Origin of the sequence: Amycolatopsis taiwanensis DSM 45107 (assembly GCF_000519205.1) — a bacterium.
Taxonomy (GTDB): Bacteria; Actinomycetota; Actinomycetes; order Mycobacteriales; family Pseudonocardiaceae; genus Amycolatopsis_E; species Amycolatopsis_E taiwanensis.
This window is the reverse complement of sequence record NZ_JAFB01000046.1, coordinates 1-18,281: the sequence shown is the minus strand read 5'-3', so window position 1 is coordinate 18,281 and position 18,281 is coordinate 1. Positions and strand designations below refer to the sequence as shown.

Genomic DNA, 18,281 nt, shown 5'->3' with positions numbered 1-18,281 from the left:
TTCCACCCGTGCGGTGTGTTTCGTTCCCGCTGCCTCTTGCATGCGGAGCGTTCTATGGAGCCTTGGCCGAGCAACGTTTGAGTCCCGGCACCCGCAGCATGCTGTCGACGCCGTCGTGCGGGCCACGGCTACCGAGCAGGCGTGGCTCATCGGAGAGCCTGCGTGCGCTGGTCCGGTCGTGGGCGCGGGCGATCGCTCTGGTTTTGGTGCTGGCGGTGGGTTTCTCGCTGGTGGAGGCGGTTTCTTCGCCGGCGCGGGGCTGGTCGTGGTGGGCTTCTGGTTGGTGACCAAGCCGTCGGGGCCGCAGTCGCTGGCGACCAGCGCGGTCGATCCGGATCGGCGGTTGTCGGTTTTCACCGCGGTGGTCGGGGGATTGTGGTCGGCGGACCAGCCGGTGGTGGCGGTGATCGCCGGGGGTGTCACGGTCGCGGTACTCGTGGTGTTGGCCTGCTCGGTGCTTCCTCGGCCGGGGCGCGAGGCGGTGTCGGGGTGGTTGGGGCTGGGCGCTTACGGGCTGATGCTGGCGGCGCTGGTGGCGTTGGGCCGGACCACGACGGTGGCGGTGGCGGGTGGAAACGTGGGGCTGCTGGGCCGGTATGGCTTGGCGGCGGCGTTGGTGATGTGTGCGGTGGTGGCGCTGGTCGCGGTGTTTCGGCCGGGTTTGCCGGTGCGGTATCTGGCGGTCGGAGTCGTCACGGTCGGGCTGGTCACGCATGCGATCGGTGGAGGGAAACAAGATTCGGCGCGGGCCGCGTATGCGCCGTTGGGGGTTGCGGCGGTGGCGTTGCGGGTGGAGGCGACGAATGCGTTGGCCGCATTACAGATCGAGCCGTCGGTGATTCCCGCCGCCCGCGCGCTGGGGGATTATCCGTTCACTTCGGATTTCACGCTGGGCTGCGGGGGACCGGAGTTGGGGCAGCGAATGGACGTGGCGTCGGCGCGGCCGTTGCCCGGGCCGGACTCGACCGAGTCGTCCAAAGGAGTAGTCGATACCGCGCCGGTGGCCGCGGACAGCCTGCTGTCCGGTTGGGCCGTGGTCGACAACCGGCCGCCGCGCTGTGTCCTGGTGGTGGACGGGACGGGAACGATCGCCGGTGGCGGGGTGACGGGCCTGGCCCGGCCGGACACGCCGCAACCGGGCTGGCGGGCGGTCGCGGCTCCCGGCACCACTGACCTGACGGTGCTCGTTCTCGCCGACGGTGTCTTCTACCGTGTTGATACCGACAACGAGCGGTAGCAAAGCTTCCCAGGGCAATTTTTCGGAAGTGCTCGGGACTAGTGTGATCGGGCTCGGATCAGGCACGCAGTGCGCACGGAGATGAGGCTGTAGAACGTGGACATCGCGGATGAATGGCTGTTGGCCGACTCGGCCTGGTGGGGCTCCGGCCGCTGGTTCGGCCGGTGCGCACTGCGCCTCCACCAGGGTGTTCCGGCCGGTTCCGGGCCGGTCGCGCCCGAGGCCGTTCCGGCCGGCGCCCGGATCAGGAAACTCGACGGATTCGTACTTCCTGGACTGCGTGACGCACACGTCCACTGTGGACTCGTGGATCTCCGCTCGGTTCGCGCGGGCGGGATCGCCGAGGTACACGATCTCGGAAGCGCTCCCGGTGCGCTCGAGGCACACTTGCCTGCCGACGACCCGGCCCTGCCGAGGATGCAGGTGGTTGGTGCCTTCCTGACGGCCCCACGCGGCTATCCCAGTGATCGGTCCTGGGCCGATGCCGGGAGCTTCCGCGAAGTGCGTTCACCACTCGATGCCGCGGCCGCCGTGGGTGAGCAGCAGCAGGTCGGCGCGCGTGCCATCAAGGTCGCGCTGAACTCCGCCGCCGGCCCGGTGCTGCCGGCCTCCGTGCTCGCGGCGATCGTCACCGCTGCGCATGACGCCGGTCTCGGCGTCATCGCCCACGTCGAAGGCGAAGGCATGACGCGGTTCGCTTGCGACAACGGCATCGAACGGCTGGCACACACCCCGTGGACCGAACGCGTCGATGACCGGCTCCTGGCCGATGTGGCGCAGGGAATGAGCTGGGTGAGCACTCTGGACATTCACGGATTCGGCGCTGACACCCCGCAGCTGCGTACCGCGACGGACAACCTGCGGCGCTTCGTCGAGCATGGGGGCGTTGTCCACTATGGAACAGATCTGGGCAACGGACCGCTACCGCTGGGTGTCAACCCGCGCGAGGTCAACGCTCTGCTGGCCGTCGGGCTCACGCCCGAGGACGTGCTCACCGCCATGACCGACGTGCGCAGTCCGTGCCCACCGTGCTGGGTTCCGGGCGCGCTCGACCTTACGCCCGCACGCTTCGCCGACTCACTCAGCCGCGTACAGGTCGCGTAAGAACACCCGGAACCGTCCTGTCGCCGCGAGGAGTTACATGCGGTCGGGTGCGGTGATGCCGAGGAGTCCGAGCCCGTGCTCGAGTGTGCGGCCGGTGAGTTGACACAGCGCGAGGCGGTTGCCGCGGACGGGTTCGCCGGCCTTCAGGACTGGGCAGGCTTCGTAGAAGGTGGTGAAGTCACGGGCGAGGTCGTAGAGGTAGCCGCAGAGCCGGTGAGGTTCGAGGCTGGCGCCGACCTCGGCGAGGGTGGTGCTGTAGGCGTCCAGTTCGAGGGCGAGGGCGCGTTCGGCGGGTTCGAGCGGAACGCTGGGGTCGATGGTGATCTCGGGGTCGCCGGCGTTGCGGAGTATGGAGCGGACGCGGGTGTGGGCGTATTGGAGGTAGACGCCGGTGTTGCCGGTGAGGGAGACCATACGGTCGACGTCGAAGGCGTAGTCCTTCGTCCGGGAGGTGGACAGGTCGGCGTATTTGACCGCACCGATGCCGGCTTGTTCGGCGATCCGGTCGAGCTCGGCCGGGTCAAGGCCGGAGTCTTTCTCCTGGACGACCGCGCGGGCGCGGTTCACCGCGTCGTCGAGCAGGTCCATCAGGCGCACGGTGCCGCCCGCGCGCGTCTTGAACGGGCGCCCGTCGGGGCCGAGGACGGTGCCGTAGGGCACGTGTGCGGCCTCGATGTCGTCGGTGAGCCAGCCGACGCGCCGGGCGGCTTCGAAGATCAGGCGGAAGTGCAGGGCTTGCCGAGAGTCGGTGACATAGAGCAGCCGGTCGGCCTTGAGGTCGTGGATGCGGTAGCGGATGGTGGCCAGATCGGTGGTGTCGTAGCCGTAGCCGCCGTCGCTCTTGCGCACCATCAGCGGCACGGGGTTGCCCTCGGGGCCGGTGACCTCCTCGGAGAAGATCACCAGCGCGCCTTCGCTGTCGACGGCGATTCCGGCGTCGACGAGTTCGGCGATCGTGTCGGCGAGCACGGGGTTGTAGAACGACTCGCCGACGGAGTCTTCGGGGGCGAGCAGCACGCCGAGCCGGTGGTAGATGTCGTGGAAGGCTTTTTCGGATTCGGCGACGATTTCCTTCCACCGCGCCAGCGTGGCGGGCTCGCCGGATTGCAGGGCGACGACCCGTTGACGGGAGCGGTCGGCGAAGGCGGGATCGGCGTCGAACACCTTGCGAGCGGTCTTGTACAGCTCGTCGAGGGCGGACACGGCCGAGGTGTTGCCGGATAGTTCGTCGTGACGCCAGGTGGCGTCGGGGTGCTCGTCGAGGTACTGGATGAGCATGCCGAACTGGGTGCCCCAGTCCCCGAGGTGGTTCTGCCGGATCACCTCGGCGCCGAGGAAGCCGAGCACGCGGGCGAGGCTGTCCCCGATGATGGTGGTGCGCAGGTGCCCGACGTGCATCTCCTTGGCGATGTTGGGTGCGGAGTAGTCGATGACCGTGCGCCGCCCCTCCTCCGGGGCGCCGACACCCAGCCGCGGGCTGGCCAGCCGTGCGGACACCTGGCCCCAGACGGCGTGGTCGGGCACGGTGATGTTGAGGAATCCGGGCCCGGACAGTTCGACCGAACCGATCACTTCCGCGTAGTCGAGCGCGGTGGTCAGCTCGCCGGCGAGGTCGGCGGGCCTGGTGCGGGTGCGTTTGGCCAGCGCGAGCGCGGCATTGGACTGGAAGTCGGCGTGCTCGGAGCGACGTACCACGGGGTCCGCTCCCGCCAGTTCGGGACGTGCCCGGTTGATCGCCGCGGACACGATGGTGGCGACCTGGCCGAGCAGTGGCTGTACCTCGTGGTTGCTCACTGAGATTTCTCCTTCGTTTTCACGTTATTGTCCCAGGCGCTTCGGCCGGGTCACGTTCGGCTGAATTCCGCGGTCCGAACTGGACGATCACGGCCCTGCGGGCATTGGGGTCGTGGTCGAAGCGGGTGCCGTCGACGGCATGGAATCTCGGACCTGCCTCGTTCCCGGCGAGCGGGAGCAAACCGTCTATAAAGGATCTAGAGATCGCTTCCGGGCTGCTGGTCCACCTTGCCGGCTCGGGGATTTCGGATCTGCTCCGGCGACAGCCGGTGACGCCACCAGCCGAGAGTCGATTGCGTGGGTCAGCAACCAGCACGCGAACGCCCTCCGTTTTGGGTGGCGTGGGGGCGGGTCGTGCGTGGTCTCGACCCGGGTGTGTTCGCGTTCGTCATGGCCACCGGCGTCGTGGCCACCGCCCTGCACAGCGATGGCTTTCCGGCCGTGTCCAGCGCGCTTTTGCTGGTCGGGCTGGTCGGTTATGTCGGGTTGGTGGTGATGTCCGGGTGGCGCCTGTGGCGGTGGCCGCGGCAGGTGCTGGCCGATGTGGTCAGCCCGCAGGGATTCGCGTTCATCACCTTCGTTGCCGCGTCGAACGTGCTGGCCGCGCAGCTGGCCGTGGACGGCTGGTGGTGGCCGGCGACCGTGTTGCTCGTCGTCGGTGTGCTGGGCTGGCTGGTCCTCGACTACGGCGTGCCGTTGGGCCTGATCGCCGATCCGCGCCGTCGTCCGATGCTTGAGCAGGTCAACGGCACCTGGTTCAACTGGGTCGTGGGCACCCAGTCGGTGGCCGTCGCAGTCACCACGTTCTCCCGGGTGGGCCCGTCCACGGTACTGGCGGCGGGAGCCTCGGTGTGCTGGGCGATCGGGTTGGTGCTGTACCTGCTGCTGGCCGGGCTGGCGTTGGCTCGGCTGCTGGTGCGGCCGGTGCGGGCACGGGAATTGGTTCCACCCTATTGGGTGTTCATGGGGGCCGCGGCGATCACGGTCCTGGCCGGTGCCCGGTTGCTCGCCGTCCCCGGCACCGCGCGCCTGCTGCCGCGTGACATCCTGGCAGGCGCTTCGATGGTGTTGTGGTCGTTCTGTACCTGGCTGATCCCGCTGCTTTTGGCCCTGGGCGTGTGGCGGCACCTCGTCCGCCGGGTGCGGCCGCGCTATGGCAGTGACCTGTGGAGCATGGTGTTCCCGGTGGGCATGTACGGCGTGGCCAGCGCCCAGCTCGGACACGCCATCGGCACGCCATGGCTGGTCGTGTTGGGCGAGAACGAAGCGTGGGCGGCGCTGGCGGTGTGGGCGGTGACGTTCGTGGCCATGCTCGTCGCGTGCTGTCGCTGGCTACGGGGGAGCCGGTGATGCGCCGTCGCGGGCACGAACAACTCAGTCATGAAAATGGCCCAGCGGTCTGGCGAGGCCCGGTTTGGGGCTGCCGCTGTCGAGCCAGTGAACGGTGGCTGGACGGCGCCCAGACTGCCACCACCCCAGAGCACGAATGCGGTTGTCACTGGTCATCACTCCTCCGTGGGCCCCAGCGCGCCAGGACGGTCGACCGGCACGGGGCAGCGGACGGGATGGTTTGCTGGTGGCCAGCGTAGGCCCGCACTCTGGTTGCCGCGGGGTTCGGACACATCACTCCGCCTCAGCTCCGTCACATGGTCCGCGTTGGTCAACGCCGATGTCCAACTCCATGCGATGACGACGCCGCGCGGCCACGCTGAACCGGGAATTCGGCTGCCTGGACCGGGAATTCGGCTGCCTGGACCGGGAATTCGGCTGCCTGGACCGGGAATTCGGCTGCCTGGACCGGGAATTCGGCTGCCCGAACCCGGAATTTGGGTGTCTGAACCCGGAATTCGGGTGTTTGGACCGGGAACTCGGGTGTCTGGGCCGGGGACTCGCCGGGGACGGTGTTCCGGGGTTCGCACGGATGTGCTGGTGGTGACGGTATCCCCCAGGCCTGGCGGTACGCCGCGGCCTGACAGGCGCGTGTCAGTTCGTTGTCCAAGGGCGGAGTTTCTCGGGGTTGAGTACCGACCAGATGTGCTTGATCCGGCCGCCTGCGACGTCGAACGCCGTCACAGCCACGATGACGCCATCCTCCTGAGCAACCACGCCGGGCTGTCCGTTGACCGTACGCTCCAGGAGCGTCAGCTCGGGTCTGTTGCTGGCGAAACCGAGGAGGCGGCGGGCGATCTCCTCGCCGCCCTCGAGCGGGTGGAGCAGGGCGTTGGCGAAGCCGCCGCCGTCGGCGACCGCCGTGGCGTTGGGGTCCAGGAGGCCGATGAGGGCGTCGATGTCCCTGGCTTCCCATGCCTGCTTGAAATCCCTGACGACGTCGGCCTGCTGGGCGGTCGGGGTCGCCGGAGCCTGCGCCGCACGAATGCGGCGCCGGGCCGACGAGGCCAGCTGGCGGCAGGCCGCCGGCGTCCGGCCGACGATCTCGGCCACGTCCGCGAAGGGGTAGCGGAAGACGTCGTGCAGGATGAACGCGACGCGTTCGGCCGGGGTCATGGATTCGAGCACGACGAGGAATGCCATGTTGATCGACTCGTCGAGGGTGATGCGGTCGGCCGGGTCGACGGTGGCGCTGTTGATCAACTCCGTACGTTCGGGTAGCGGCTCGGGGATCCATTCGCCCACATAGGTCTCTCGCCGGGCACGTGCCGAGCCGAGCAGGTTGAGACAGATGCGACTGGCGACCGTCGTCAGCCAGGCGCCAGGGGATTCGACGGCCTCCTGCTGTTGCCGGGGCATGGCGTACCAGCGGGCGTAGGTCTCTTGTACGACGTCCTCGGCATCGGCCAGGGAGCCGAGGAGCCGGTACGCGAGATTGATCAGCTGACGCCGCTCGCTCATGATCGCGCTCAGACCCGGATCGGGGCGACGGTGTCCCGGCTCGAATTCGGTTGTCATGGTGTCGCCGGCTCCCTTGGTCGTTGCTGCCCTCATCAGTTCGACAAGACAGCGCACTGAATTGTGAGGTGGGGCACGCCGCCTGACATTCCGGGGTGCTCCGGTGTCGTACTGCTGAGACGAACAAATCATCCACGGAGCGGGAGATTCGGTGACATCAGACTTTCAGGCGATCGCTGACCGTGTCGAGATCGAGGCGTTGCGCGGCGAGTTCACCGACGCGGCGATGATGCGCGACCGCGCCCGCCTCGCGTCGCTGTTCACCCCGGACGGTGTGCTGCGGATGCCCAACGTCCCCACCGAGGCGGTCGGCCGGGAGGAGATCCGCACCGGGGGCGAGCGGCTACAGAGCATGTGGGACTTCTTCGTGCAGAACACGCACCCGGGCTCGATCCAGCTGGACGGCGACACCGCGACCGGCCGCGCGTACATGCACGAGGTCGTACGCCTTCGTGACGGCAGTTCGCACCTGAACTACGCCATTTACCACGACCGCTACCAGCGCACCGACGAAGGCTGGAAGTTCGCCGAGCGGGTCTACGAAGTCCGGTACGTCGACAACACCCCGCTGCCGGGCTCGGCGCCAAGCGCAGCCGGACCGACCACAGCATGACCAACCCAGGAGGCACCATGACTACTCAGATCCCAGCAACACCGTTCGCCGAACCGGCATCCGCGGAGCGTCTGGAGCGGGCGGCCGCCGCGCTGAAAGAAAGCGGGTTCACCGTCGAGATCCTCGACGACGTCGCGGCCGCGCGTACCCGCGTCAAGGAGCTGATCCCCGAGGGCGCCACCGTGTTCACCGCGGCCAGCGAGACCCTCCGCCTGTCCGGCATCGATGACGACATCAACGCCAGCGGGCGATACGACGCCTTGAGGCCACGCGGCCTGGCCATGGACCGCGCCACCCAGGGCGACGAGATCCGGCGGATGTTCGCCAGCCCCGACGTCGTCCTGGGTAGCGTCCACGCGATCACCGAAACCGGCTCCATCGTGGTCGCTTCGGGCAGCGGAAGCCAGATACCCGCCTACTCCGGGGGCGCCGCGCGCGCGATCTGGATCGCCGGGGCGCAGAAGGTGGTGCCCGACCTGAGCACCGCGCTGCGTCGCGTCGAAGACCACTGCCTCCCGCTGGAAAGCGAACGCGCCATGAAGGTCTACGGGTCTCCCAGCGCCGTCAACCGCCTTCTCATCATGAACGCGGAAACCTACCCCGGGCGCGGCACCGTCCTGTTGCTCCGCGAAGCCATCGGATTCTGACACCGGGTGTGTCCCCGCCGAACGCACCCGGCGGGGACGCCGCTAATCGGTCAGCCAGCTGCCGTGGAAGCCCAGCGGGACCCGGCCGGGCAGGTGGATGCGCGCAAGCGGGTCGCCGGAAACGTCTTGTGCGGACAGGATGACCAGGTCGGCCGCGCCGCGTTCCGGACTGTGCACAAAGGACATCAGGTACCCGTCGTCCTCGGCCGTGGCGCCGGCGGAGGGCACGAAGACGGCCTCGCCGGCAGCGGCATCGTGAGCGAACTGGTGGGCCTCGGAGCGGCCGGTGGCGAAGTCGTGCTTGATCAGCGCGTTGGTGAAGGTGGCGCGGGGCTCGTGTGCCGCGTACAGCGAACTCGCCGCCGTGTATCCATAGCGGTGCGGCCGGGAGACGAGAGACTCGTTGACGCGGGGAAAGTCCTGCGGACGGTCGTCGATGCGTCGCTCGTCAACCTTGCCGGTGTCCAGGTCGATCGTCCAGCGGTCCACCATCGGGCGGTTGCCGCCGATGTCAGCCGGTTCGAAGCCGGGTCCGAACCGGATCACGTCGATCACGATCGAGGCACCGTCGTCGTAGGCGTTGAGGGTGTGCCCGACGAAGCAGGGCGACACGTCGAACCATCGGATGGGACCGCCGGACCTCGGTAGTACGCCGATTCGAGGAGGGTGCTCGGGATTCCACACGTACGGGATCCATCGGCCGGACGCCGGAGCGGCCGCGCCGAACGTGACCGGCAAGTCGTAGACGACGACGAACCGCTCGGTGAGCGCGAAGTCGTGCATGTATGGCCGGCCGGGGACCGGAATGTCGGTGGCCTGGATCGTCGAGCCGTCCGGGTCGACGACGATGTGCTTGACGTAGTCCAGACCCGAATAGAACGCGACCGCGTGCAGCTCACCGGTGTGCGGGTCGTGCTTCGCGTGGGCGTTCACGCTGAACCCGTCCTCGGTCCGGCCGAGATCGCACGGCCCGACCGTGTCCAGCTCGTATCCCAGTTCGTAGGGCCGAAGCAGATCCTCGACCAGTGCGAACGTGCGGCCGGCGTGCCCGATCACGTGCACGTTGGGACCGAAGTCCGGCCCGGTGATCGCCCGTCCGTGGCCAGGTTCGCCGAGCTGGTCCGAGATCGAGGACGAGCGGACCCAGCGATTGCGGTACCACTCCGCGCGGCCGTCACGGATCCGCACTCCGTGTACCATTCCCTCGCCGAAGTTCCACAGGTGCGCGACGGGGTCTTCCACCGAGGGGATTGGGACCATTGCGGAGGTAGCGGCCGGACAACTCGGCCGGAATCCGCCCGGTGACCGGAAGGCCGAACGCGGTCACCTCCTCGGTGACCGGGGCGAAAGGCCCAGACAGGTACTTGTTCATCGTCATGCCGGGAAGCTTCGTAGGTATCGGACACCCGGACCATGCGGAGCACACCTCGATCCGTGGTGGGGGTAGCCGGAAATCGGTGGTGGGGTAGCCGGAAACTGGTCCAGACCGGCACGGCCACGTCCGGCCTACGTTGCGCCGCGAGGCCGTCGATTCCGAAACCGGGACCTCAACGCGAGGTTGTTCGCGGCGGGCCCGCCGGCCGGGGCGGGAGGTCCCGTACGACCTCTTCGAGCGGGCGGCGGGGGGTCGCGGGCAGGGGATCGGCGTTCACCGGCGCCCAGCCCAGGCGCAGCACCATCTGCGGGAAGTTGCCGCCGGTGACCTGGCTGCGGATGAGGTCGCGGGTGTCGTGGATCTCCAGCGCCTCGGTCAACGGGCAACTGGCCAGTCCCACGCTGGTGGCCAGCAGCGCCACGGCGCTGGTCGCCTCACCGGCGCGCAACTGGGACATCGGGTCGTCGGAGGCGGTCGCGATCACGGCCAGCACGTCTTCGTATTCCTCTTCGGCGGTGGCTGCGCTCGGCTGCGCGAGACGTGGCTCGGCGAAGCCCCGTCCCGGTAGGGCGCCGGGGGTCTCGTCCGGTGCCGGCACGTTCGCCGCGGGCACCCCTTCGGGCGACTCGTAACGTCCGCTCCACGCCGCGAGTTCGGCCTGGTAATCCGGGTCACTGGCGTGGGCACGCGCGGCCTCGCGGATCGCCGCCGCGATGTGGTCGCGGGCGGGGCCGTCCGCGGTGCGGAACACGGTGCCCTCATCGGCCGCCTGCACGGCCATGTCCTCTAGATACCCCGTTGGTACCGGCCACGAGGTGTACCGGCGCCGGTCGGTCCGCCGGCGCGGGATCGCCGCGGCGAGCGCGATCTCGGTCTGGCTGGGCTCATGGGGATGGAACTCGATCGCCGCCAGGCGGTCGGGCTCGGCCGGGTCGGGCAGCCGATGCACCTCCGTCCGCCAGCCAAGGGCGGCGAACCCGGCCCGGAGATGGTGGAGTGCCGCGCCACAGCTGAGCAGCAGGTCGCGGCCTTCCGGGTCGGTTTCGGGCAGCAGCCGTTCCCGGTCGGCGTAGAGCTGCACGGTCCGAGCGCCGACCTGCCAGATCCACGGCTGCGAGTTGTGCAGCGATGGTGCGCGCACGGCCAGCGCCAGGGCGGAGTACACGGTGTAGTCGTCGGGAAGCCCAGGGTCCATCGCAGTTGCCTTCTCTTACCCGTCCACTGTCCTCAACCTGGCAAAGGAACGCCGGCGCGCTGCAGAGCAGGAAGGCCTTAGCTCGAGGGACCTTCGTGCCACAAGCCGCGGTGGCGGTCGGAGTGGTCACCCCAGCTGTTGTGCGGCCTCGTTCGTGATGACCAGGACCGGGCAGTGCGCGTGCCGGACGCACCAGACGGCCACGCTGCCGATCAGCACGTCGCGCAGCCGCGCCCCGTGCGAACCGATCACGAGCAGGTCGGCGTGCGCGGACTCCTTGACCAGTTCGGCGGCCGGGTCGCCGTTCAGCACGGCTTCGATGACCGGCGGAGGGTTGTCCAGGGTTTCCCGGACCTTCTGCACCGTGGTCCGCAGCCGGTCGGAGTACTCCTCGTCTTCCCCGACCGGCCGGCGTCCGTAGGGCTGAATCGCGTACGACGTACCGGGGAGCAGTTCGGCCCTCGCGCGAACGAGCACCGCGCGAACCTGGTCACTGTGCGCCGTGGCCTCCTCCAGCGCCCAACGGAGGGCGGCTTCACTCTGGTTCGAGCCGTCGACACCGACGACGATCTTGCGTTGGCCTGTCATCGATCCCTCCGTGTCCACCCCCTACGGCCGAAAGATTGCTCGCCACTTTCCGGGCCGGCCAGGGCACAAAGTCACGGGGAGAAGGGGAGTTCGTTCACGCCGGATCGACCACCCGGCCGACGATCCACGCATGCTTGCCGACCTGCCGGTCGCGGGTGAAGCCGAACTGCTCGAAGAGTTCGACGGTCGCGCTGAACAGGAACCGGCCTGGTGCCTGACGGCCGGTGGTCACCTCGGAGATGGCTTCGACGAGACCACCGCCGGCCTGCGAGATCTGGTCCAGCGCGCCCTTGAGCGCCGCGCGGGCGATGCCCTGGCCGCGGTGTTTCGGGTCGACGTAGAAGCAGGAGATCCGCCAGTCCGGACGCGGTGGCGCATCCTTGTGGTACTCGCGTTTGTGTTTGATGGCAGGCAGTTCCTCGGGGCTGCCGTACTGGCACCACCCCTGTGCGAGGCCGGTTTCGTCGAGTACGAGTGCGGTATGGGCTCGATCGGTCCGGACCCGATCCTCCTTGACCGCACGGCGGCCGATCCCTTTCCGGCCGTGCTCCGGGTGGAAGCCGATGCACCAGCAGCCGCCGAAGATCCCGTTGTTGCGCTCGACAAGCTCCGCGAAAGCGTCCCAGGTCGAGGAGTCGAGAGGCCGGATCCTGTACGACACGCTTGACTCCTTTCGCGGCTTCTCTTTCGGCTGCGGCGTCTGGTCAGGCCGGTTCGGCTGCCGCGGCGAGGAGCCGGGCGAGTTCGGCCGGCTTGGTGTGCATGGGCCAGTGGCCGGAGTCGATGTCGATGAAGTCGAGGTGCTTGACCTTCCCGAGTTCGGCCACGTCGCCGGCGTTGATCCACTCCTTGGCCTCGGCCGGGGTGAACTCGGGACACACGATGGCGACCGGGACCTCGAAGCGTCGCTCATCGGTCAGCCGCACGATGCCCGTGGCCACGCCCTCAGGCACCGGGAGCGCGGCGTCTGCGAAGGCGCGCCGGGCCTCCTCGTCGAGGTCAGCCGAGTCGGGGCCCTCGAACGGGGCCCAGCCGGGGAAGGGCATGACGCCGTCCCGCAGCTCGAAGAAGTCGGCGTAGGCCTTCCCGTCCGCGGCCGGGAAGCCGCCGATGAGGACCGCCTTGGAGATCTTCTCCGGTCGCGCGTCGGCGGCCAGCCAGGCCAGGGTGCAGGCGGCCGAGTGCCCGACCACCATGACCTTGCCGGAGGCCGAGTCCACGGCGGTGAGCACGGCCGCCACCTGGTCGTCGAGCGTGGCGGAGGCCGATCCATCGCCCTGGCCGGGCAGGGTCAGCGGCACCGGGCGATGGCCGAGCGACCGGAGTTCGGACGCGACGTCGTCCCAGGCGGATCCGTCGAGCCACAGGCCGGCGATGAGCAGCATCTCCATGATCAGTTCTCTTCCTCCAGCACGGTCGGGATGACGCGTGATGCTAGAGCCAATTCCGGACAATCTGCTTCCGGTTTGGAGGTAGTCTGGCCGCGTGCCGAGTGACCTGAGTCCCACCGCACGGGCGCTGCGCACCCTCGAGATCCTCCAGGCCCGCCCCGGCACGACGGCCGACCAACTCGCCGAGAGGCTGGGCGTCACGGAGCGGGCCGCCCGCCGCTATGTCGGGATCCTCCGGGAGGCCGGCATCCAGGTCGAGTCGGCCCGGGGCCCGCATGGCGGGTACCGGCTCCGGCGCGGCACGAGGCTGCCGCCGATCGTGTTCACCCAGGCCGAGGCGCTGGGCCTGGTGATGGCGGTGCTCGACGGTCAGCCGGCCGCCACCGACGCCGGCGACCCCGTCGGCGCCGCTCTCGGCAAGGTCATCCAGGCGCTGCCCGAGAACGTCGGCCGGCAGGCGGCCGTGCTGCGCGAGCACGCCGCGGCCGCGCCCGACCGGGACTCGGCCCACCCCGACCCCGCCACCACCAGCGCACTCGTCGCCGCCGTCGCCGCCAGGCGCCGGGTGTCGATCACGTACCGGAGCGAGACCGGCAACGAGTGGACGGCCGAGGTGGACCCCTGGGCGGTCGTGGTCCGCCACGGCCGCTGGTACCTGCTGTGCCATTCCCATCGTGCGGACGCGATCCGCACCTATCGGGTCGACCGGGTTGGTGCGGTCGGACAGACCCCGCACGAGTTCGAACCACCCGACGACCTCGACCCGGTCGCGGCGCTGGAGGAGAACCTGGGCACGGGGTGGGCGTTCCCCACCCGCGTCGTGTTCGACGCTCCGCTAACCGAAGTGGCGCCCTGGATCCGGCCTCCCATGGGACGGCTTGAACCACTGGGGGACGGGTGCGTGCTCGTCGGCAGCACCAACAACCCGGCGATGTATGCGCAGGAATGGTTGGCGACCGTGCCGCTCGCCTTCCGGGTCGACGGCGGAGACGAACTGCGTGCCGCCGTCGCCGCAGTCGCTACGCGCTTCGCTGCAGCCCTGGCACCCAAGGAGGTCTAGAAGACGCTGTTCAGCTGTCGGGTAACGGCGGCGGAGATGACGGCGCGGTTGTTGGTCGAGCCGGATGAAATCCGGACGATGGGGAGTCGGTGGCCCGACCCGCCCAGGCCATGGGCTCACCAGTGGGCGGTGTACTGCCGGGAACCGGGATTGCAGGTCGCCGAGCAGATCGCCTGTGTGATGAACCGTCTGCTTCCACGCAGGATGAGTACGGCTGAGGCAGCGCCCCCACCACGCGTGCAGGCGGTGGTGGGGGCACTCCGGTAATGGGACCGGGCAGGCGCTGTTACGCCTGTTCGGCTCGCCGGATCGGCATGAAAACGGCGGCGGGCTCGGCAGTGAGGAACTGCTCGGCGAGCCGCGCGCAAAGCGCGGGTTTCTCATGCAGGAGGACGTGCGAGGTGCGGGGGACGACGGCCAGTTCGCCGGCTGGAAGCGCCCGGTAGAGGGCGAGTGTGTGTTCCAGCGTGACGATGTCGTCGTCTGCCGCCATGACCAGGGTGGGGCAGCCGATGGCGCGCAGATCGGCCTCGGTGAGCGACGGCTCGCCGGTGGCGGCCGCGGCGATCTTGGCGGCCACCACCGGTAGGTGGTCGCGGCCGTCGGGGGAGACCTCGGCGTACCGGGCGACGATCGGCTCTGGTATCTCGCCCCCTGCCGCGGGGCTGAACAGCATGCCGCTGTGGTGGAAGGCGGCGCTGACCAGCACCAGCCGGCGGACCAGGTCCTGGCGGCGGAGGGCGACCAGCAGCGCGACGATCCCGCCGGCGCTGTAACCGGCCAGGTGGACGGGCTCGCCGACGACCTTGTCGATGAAGGCGATCATGTCGTCGGCCATGAGGTCGAGGGTGATCGGACCCTCGACGTCCGGGGTGTGCCCGTGGCCGCGACGTTCCGGGGTGTAGATCCGGAAGGGGAGCGTGCCGAGGTTGCCGGCGAAGTCACGGGCGTCGCTGAAACCGCCGTGCAGCAGCACCAGCGGCTCGCCCTCGCCGGTCGCCTCGTACCAGGTCCGGACCTCGTTCACCGTTTCGTAGTCACCCATGATGTTCCTCTCTCTGAAGTGGGTCTAGAGGGAGTACGACCCGGCCACCGCAAACTCATCGGTGACCGCACATCTCATGGGCAACCAGTTCAGTCGCCGAGCGGGTCCCGGTGATCGGCGTAACGCAGCAGTGAGCGCGCCAGGTGATCGTCAACCGGGCAACCGGTGTAGAAGTATGGCCCCTCGGCACTCACGGCGAGGCGAAAGGCACCGGTGGCAAGGCATGGCCGTAAAACACGCGCTCGTTGACGTGGCTCCGCTGCGGTCGTCGCCGGCGTTTCGCCGGTTGTGGATCGGCCGGGTGTTCTCCGGGTTCGGTAGCCAGATGACTCTGGTCGCGGTGATGTACCAGGTCTGGCAAATGACGAACAGCACCGTCTGGACGGGTGCCGTCGGCCTGGCCCAGGCGATTCCGCTCCTGTTGTTCGGGCTGTTCGCCGGGGCGATGATCGACCGCGTCGACGTGCGGCGCTCGCCCTGTTCGGAATCGCATCGAACCCGTGGGTCGGCCTGGCGTTCCTCGTGCTTGCCGGCGCGGCAGACACCGTTTCGGTGGTTTCGCGCGGCACGATCGTCCAGTCGAATACCCCGGACGTGTTGCGCGGCCGGGTGGCGGCCGCCGAGTTGATCGTCGGCCAGGCCGGCCCGGACGTGGGCAACATGCGGGGCGGCCTGATCGCCGGCGCGACCTCGGGATTGGTGGCGCTGGTGAGCGGTGGCCTGCTCTGTGTGGGGGCCGTGGCACTGGTCGGCGCGACCACGCCCGGCCTACGCCGGTTCTCCACGACAGCGTCTGTCGAGGACCGTTAGTCACTGGTGGCTCGGCGATTCAGCCGGCGCTTACGGCGTCCTGCCCTCGCCATCACCGTGAACGGGCTCGTCGTCGCCGCGAACACGCCCCCTGGCGAGCAGGCTCTCGCACTCCTCGATGACCACGCGCCGGGACACGGCTGAGCTTCTCCGCGACAGCGTCCGTCGAGGACGATCAAGCCGAGCGAAAATCAGTTGTGGGGCAACAAAACCGTGAGGCGCTTGTTCCGCCTTCCGTGCCAACCGATCATGCAACCGAAGGTTGCGCGTCATGGTGTCATGGGCTAAATTGCAACCAATGGTTGCGAATCATTGGAGGGAGCCATGGAGTACGGCACCATTGCGCGCGAGATCCACATCGACGCCACTCCCGACGTAGTCTTCGAGGTCATCACGAAGCCTGAGCACATCGCGCAATGGTGGGGCTTTGACGCGTCGTTCCCGGCCGTGCCGGGCGGCGACGGACGGATGACCAAGCGGCGGCGGGACGGGTTCGGCACGCTCGTCGTGCCGATCCATGTCGTCGAGACGGACGCACCCCGGCGATTCGTATTCCGCTGGGTTCACCCAGAGGACGAGCCGGCGACGCCGCAGAACTCGTTACTCGTGACGTTCGAGCTGGCGCCTGCCAACGGCGGGACGCTGTTGCGCCTGACCGAGGCCGGCTTCCGGGAGATCGGCTGGGAGGCCGAGCAGCTCGAGGAGTACTACCACCGCCACTGTGTCGGCTGGGACCAGCACCTCCCGAACCTGGCGGCGTACGCGGCGGGCCTGGTTCGGTCGTGACTTCGACGATCGACGACGAGCTGTGGGCGGCCATCGGCGACCCGACCCGGCGTCGCCTGCTGGACCTGCTGCTCGCCGACGGCTCCGGCACGGCGACGAGCCTGAGTGACCACCTGCCGGTGACGCGCCAGGCGGTCGCGAAGCACCTGGGTGTCCTGGAGCGCGCCGAACTGGTCGTGTCCCGCAAGGACGGCCGCGAGGTGCGTTACGTCGTCAATGAAGCGCAGTTCTCCCGTGCCGTCGAGCAACTGGCCTCGGTCGGTGCGGCGTGGGACGCACGCCTGCGTCGCATCAAGACGATCGCCGAGTCGATCCAGGCGCTGCGGTCGAAAACTGAGTAGGCCCGTTTCCCCACGGGTGAAACGGGCCCGAAGGAAGGGACCAATCCAATGACGAACGCCGAACAACCCCACGCAACGCACGCGAACGGGGACTATCAGAAGACGATCCGTGTGCAGGCACATCCGGACAAGCTGTTCGACGCCCTTACCACCCCCTCTGGCCTGACGGCCTGGTGGACGGATGCCACGGGATCCGGCGACACCGGCGGCGAACTCCGGTTTTCCTTCGATCCTCCTGAACCGTGCGTGATGCATGTCGATCAGGCGACGCGGCCGTTTTCGGTGCAATGGACCGTCACCTCCTGCGACTTTCTCCCCGACTGGGTCGACACGCATCCGACCTTCACCATCACCCCGGTCGGTGGCGACGCGTCCGAACTCCAGTTCCGCCACCACGGTCTGACGCCGGAGCTGGAGTGCATCGAGCAGTGCACGCGCGGCTGGGATCACTTCCTCGAAAGCTTGCGTCAGTACGTCGAGGTCGGCCGCGGTATGCCGCGCGGCAGCAGCGCGGACAAGGCCCGCCGCATCCGGGAGAGTTCGTGATCACGCTTGGCACGACAGCGATATCTCGCGATCTATGTGGCGAGTCTGCGCCGGTAGTGGGCTCGCCGGGCGCTGGCTTGGTGATGTCGGCACCAGTTTGACCAGTGCGGCAGGTGGGACAGGTGGTGGCTGGGTTTGACGATCAGGAGCAGGCGGCGGATCTCCGGCATGGTCAGGACGCGCGCTGGCGTGGCGATGGACCCAGATCGTCCGGCAGGCGGCTGGGCCGACGCCGCCGTCCAGGTACCTCGGATTGGGCTGGAACCGCACTCGATCTCGGTTGGTACAGCACGTGAGGACCTTGTCGAAACGGTTCTGGCGGTTCACACCAGCCCGCCGCAACTGACCGCCAACGCCAAGCATGCCGTTGAGGCCGAGTAGACGCGCACCAACTCCCCAATCGAAGTGTCACTGCCGTATTAGAAGGGCGGCTTCTGTGTGTCGTCGTGTGGGTTGTCCTTTGTGGACTTGTTGGGTTTTTCGACGGTGGGTTTGAGGATCGTTTCTGGTTGGGTTCGGTGCTGTCGTCCGGTTGGGGTCGTCACTGTCAGTTGGCCGGTTTCTTCGTCCAGGTTGAAGCCCCATCCGGTGGCATCGTTGGAGTCGGCACGGGGCGCGGTTCCCGGTTTTCGCCGGGTCGTTTCCCCGTGCCGCTCCGCCGAACCGGACGTGCCAGTTTCCCGGCATCCGGCTCTCCACGAGTCGGTCAGGCGATGGTGTTTCGGAGTGCGTGGGTCCACGGGTTGGCGATCTTGCTCCCGCGCCAGGTGTGGCGTTCGATTTTCATCGATATGGGATCGAAGAGTGTCACTCCGTTCGGTGCTGAACACCACTTGTTGTTT

At 68.5% G+C, this 18,281-nt stretch carries 21 protein-coding genes; 12 read left to right on the top strand and 9 right to left on the bottom strand.

The genetic code is table 11. The annotated features are described in order from the left end of the window. The first annotated feature begins 283 nt into the window (after positions 1-283). Together A3CU_RS55245 and A3CU_RS0130580 are read left to right on the top strand one after the other, a co-directional pair. Positions 284-1,237: a hypothetical protein gene (locus A3CU_RS55245; protein WP_156960639.1), complete on the top strand. Its 954-nt coding sequence runs from the start codon at positions 284-286 to the stop codon at positions 1,235-1,237. Positions 1,238-1,333: 96 nt separating this feature from the next. Next, positions 1,334-2,341, top strand: coding sequence for an amidohydrolase family protein (locus A3CU_RS0130580; protein WP_027945474.1), 1,008 nt, complete (start codon positions 1,334-1,336; stop codon positions 2,339-2,341). Between the two features lie 33 nt (positions 2,342-2,374). On the opposite strand, the gene argS is transcribed toward A3CU_RS0130580, so the two are convergent. After that, a complete protein-coding gene (gene argS / locus A3CU_RS0130575; RefSeq protein ID WP_027945473.1) occupies positions 2,375-4,135 on the bottom strand; it encodes an arginine--tRNA ligase in 1,761 nt (586 codons plus the stop codon). Positions 4,136-4,489: 354 nt separating this feature from the next. On the opposite strand from argS, the gene A3CU_RS0130570 reads away from it, so the two are divergent. Then, positions 4,490-5,485 (top strand): tellurite resistance/C4-dicarboxylate transporter family protein, encoded by a 996-nt coding sequence (locus A3CU_RS0130570; RefSeq protein WP_043843134.1) that lies wholly within the window; start codon positions 4,490-4,492, stop codon positions 5,483-5,485. A gap of 633 nt (positions 5,486-6,118) precedes the next feature. On the opposite strand, the gene sigJ is transcribed toward A3CU_RS0130570, so the two are convergent. Then, a complete protein-coding gene (gene sigJ / locus A3CU_RS0130565; RefSeq protein WP_027945471.1) occupies positions 6,119-7,042 on the bottom strand; it encodes an RNA polymerase sigma factor SigJ in 924 nt (307 codons plus the stop codon). A 151-nt stretch (positions 7,043-7,193) separates the two neighbouring features. Between sigJ and A3CU_RS0130560 the strand changes: the two genes are divergently transcribed. Beyond that, positions 7,194-7,655: a nuclear transport factor 2 family protein gene (locus tag A3CU_RS0130560; protein ID WP_043843132.1), complete on the top strand. Its 462-nt coding sequence runs from the start codon at positions 7,194-7,196 to the stop codon at positions 7,653-7,655. A gap of 17 nt (positions 7,656-7,672) precedes the next feature. After that, positions 7,673-8,302: an LUD domain-containing protein gene (locus A3CU_RS0130555; protein ID WP_027945469.1), complete on the top strand. Its 630-nt coding sequence runs from the start codon at positions 7,673-7,675 to the stop codon at positions 8,300-8,302. Positions 8,303-8,344: 42 nt separating this feature from the next. Here A3CU_RS0130555 and A3CU_RS47500 read toward each other — a convergent pair whose 3' ends face one another. The 6 genes from A3CU_RS47500 to A3CU_RS0130530 all read right to left on the bottom strand — a co-directional run bounded on the left by A3CU_RS47500 (position 8,345) and on the right by A3CU_RS0130530 (position 12,851). Beyond that, positions 8,345-9,544: a carotenoid oxygenase family protein gene (locus tag A3CU_RS47500; RefSeq protein WP_342668944.1), complete on the bottom strand. Its 1,200-nt coding sequence runs from the start codon at positions 9,542-9,544 to the stop codon at positions 8,345-8,347. After that, a complete protein-coding gene (locus tag A3CU_RS55455; RefSeq protein ID WP_342668945.1) occupies positions 9,477-9,674 on the bottom strand; it encodes a carotenoid oxygenase family protein in 198 nt (65 codons plus the stop codon). The genes A3CU_RS47500 and A3CU_RS55455 overlap by 68 nt, the downstream gene beginning before the upstream one ends. 175 nt (positions 9,675-9,849) lie before the next feature. Continuing rightward, a complete protein-coding gene (locus tag A3CU_RS47495; protein ID WP_052372451.1) occupies positions 9,850-10,872 on the bottom strand; it encodes an Acg family FMN-binding oxidoreductase in 1,023 nt (340 codons plus the stop codon). Positions 10,873-10,998: 126 nt separating this feature from the next. Next, positions 10,999-11,460 (bottom strand): universal stress protein, encoded by a 462-nt coding sequence (locus A3CU_RS0130540; protein ID WP_027945468.1) that lies wholly within the window; start codon positions 11,458-11,460, stop codon positions 10,999-11,001. Between the two features lie 94 nt (positions 11,461-11,554). Continuing rightward, complete coding sequence (locus A3CU_RS0130535; protein WP_027945467.1) at positions 11,555-12,121, bottom strand: GNAT family N-acetyltransferase; 567 nt, start codon at positions 12,119-12,121, stop codon at positions 11,555-11,557. A gap of 43 nt (positions 12,122-12,164) precedes the next feature. After that, entirely contained in the window at positions 12,165-12,851 is a 687-nt protein-coding gene (locus A3CU_RS0130530) for an alpha/beta fold hydrolase (protein WP_027945466.1), read from the bottom strand. 94 nt (positions 12,852-12,945) lie between these two features. On the opposite strand from A3CU_RS0130530, the gene A3CU_RS0130525 reads away from it, so the two are divergent. Then, positions 12,946-13,911 (top strand): helix-turn-helix transcriptional regulator, encoded by a 966-nt coding sequence (locus A3CU_RS0130525; RefSeq protein ID WP_027945465.1) that lies wholly within the window; start codon positions 12,946-12,948, stop codon positions 13,909-13,911. 6 nt (positions 13,912-13,917) lie between these two features. Continuing rightward, positions 13,918-14,178, top strand: a complete 261-nt coding sequence (locus A3CU_RS55810) for a DUF4279 domain-containing protein (protein ID WP_425388288.1) — start codon at positions 13,918-13,920, stop codon at positions 14,176-14,178. A gap of 19 nt (positions 14,179-14,197) precedes the next feature. Here A3CU_RS55810 and A3CU_RS0130520 read toward each other — a convergent pair whose 3' ends face one another. Next, positions 14,198-14,956 carry an alpha/beta fold hydrolase gene (locus A3CU_RS0130520; protein ID WP_027945464.1) on the bottom strand — a complete coding sequence of 253 codons (759 nt, stop codon included), beginning with the start codon at positions 14,954-14,956 and terminating at the stop codon, positions 14,198-14,200. Between the two features lie 76 nt (positions 14,957-15,032). Between A3CU_RS0130520 and A3CU_RS0130515 the strand changes: the two genes are divergently transcribed. The 5 genes from A3CU_RS0130515 to A3CU_RS0130490 all read left to right on the top strand — a co-directional run bounded on the left by A3CU_RS0130515 (position 15,033) and on the right by A3CU_RS0130490 (position 17,439). Beyond that, the gene (locus tag A3CU_RS0130515) at positions 15,033-15,584 is read left to right on the top strand and encodes an MFS transporter (RefSeq protein WP_342668943.1); all 552 of its coding nucleotides are present in this window, start codon (positions 15,033-15,035) and stop codon (positions 15,582-15,584) included. Continuing rightward, positions 15,509-15,766: a hypothetical protein gene (locus tag A3CU_RS54755; RefSeq protein ID WP_245617430.1), complete on the top strand. Its 258-nt coding sequence runs from the start codon at positions 15,509-15,511 to the stop codon at positions 15,764-15,766. Before A3CU_RS0130515 ends, A3CU_RS54755 begins: the two co-directional genes overlap by 76 nt. 324 nt (positions 15,767-16,090) lie before the next feature. Further along, a complete protein-coding gene (locus tag A3CU_RS0130500) occupies positions 16,091-16,552 on the top strand; it encodes an SRPBCC family protein (RefSeq protein WP_027945461.1) in 462 nt (153 codons plus the stop codon). After that, a complete protein-coding gene (locus A3CU_RS0130495; protein ID WP_027945460.1) occupies positions 16,549-16,893 on the top strand; it encodes an ArsR/SmtB family transcription factor in 345 nt (114 codons plus the stop codon). The genes A3CU_RS0130500 and A3CU_RS0130495 overlap by 4 nt, the downstream gene beginning before the upstream one ends. A 48-nt stretch (positions 16,894-16,941) precedes the next feature. After that, complete coding sequence (locus A3CU_RS0130490; RefSeq protein ID WP_052372449.1) at positions 16,942-17,439, top strand: SRPBCC family protein; 498 nt, start codon at positions 16,942-16,944, stop codon at positions 17,437-17,439. Positions 17,440-18,281: the final 842 nt, after the last annotated feature.

What these genes read in the sequence shown, in the direction of transcription:
- A3CU_RS55455 (WP_342668945.1), bottom strand. Translation starts at nt 9,674, where the DNA reads ATGAACAAGTACCTGTCTGGGCCTTTCGCCCCGGTCACCGAGGAGGTG.
- A3CU_RS0130515 (WP_342668943.1), top strand. Translation starts at nt 15,033, where the DNA reads ATGGGCAACCAGTTCAGTCGCCGAGCGGGTCCCGGTGATCGGCGTAAC.
- A3CU_RS0130520 (WP_027945464.1), bottom strand. Translation starts at nt 14,956, where the DNA reads ATGGGTGACTACGAAACGGTGAACGAGGTCCGGACCTGGTACGAGGCG.
- A3CU_RS0130540 (WP_027945468.1), bottom strand. Translation starts at nt 11,460, where the DNA reads ATGACAGGCCAACGCAAGATCGTCGTCGGTGTCGACGGCTCGAACCAG.
- A3CU_RS0130530 (WP_027945466.1), bottom strand. Translation starts at nt 12,851, where the DNA reads ATGGAGATGCTGCTCATCGCCGGCCTGTGGCTCGACGGATCCGCCTGG.
- A3CU_RS47495 (WP_052372451.1), bottom strand. Translation starts at nt 10,872, where the DNA reads ATGGACCCTGGGCTTCCCGACGACTACACCGTGTACTCCGCCCTGGCG.
- A3CU_RS0130555 (WP_027945469.1), top strand. Translation starts at nt 7,673, where the DNA reads ATGACTACTCAGATCCCAGCAACACCGTTCGCCGAACCGGCATCCGCG.
- A3CU_RS0130490 (WP_052372449.1), top strand. Translation starts at nt 16,942, where the DNA reads ATGACGAACGCCGAACAACCCCACGCAACGCACGCGAACGGGGACTAT.
- A3CU_RS0130500 (WP_027945461.1), top strand. Translation starts at nt 16,091, where the DNA reads ATGGAGTACGGCACCATTGCGCGCGAGATCCACATCGACGCCACTCCC.
- sigJ (WP_027945471.1), bottom strand. Translation starts at nt 7,042, where the DNA reads ATGACAACCGAATTCGAGCCGGGACACCGTCGCCCCGATCCGGGTCTG.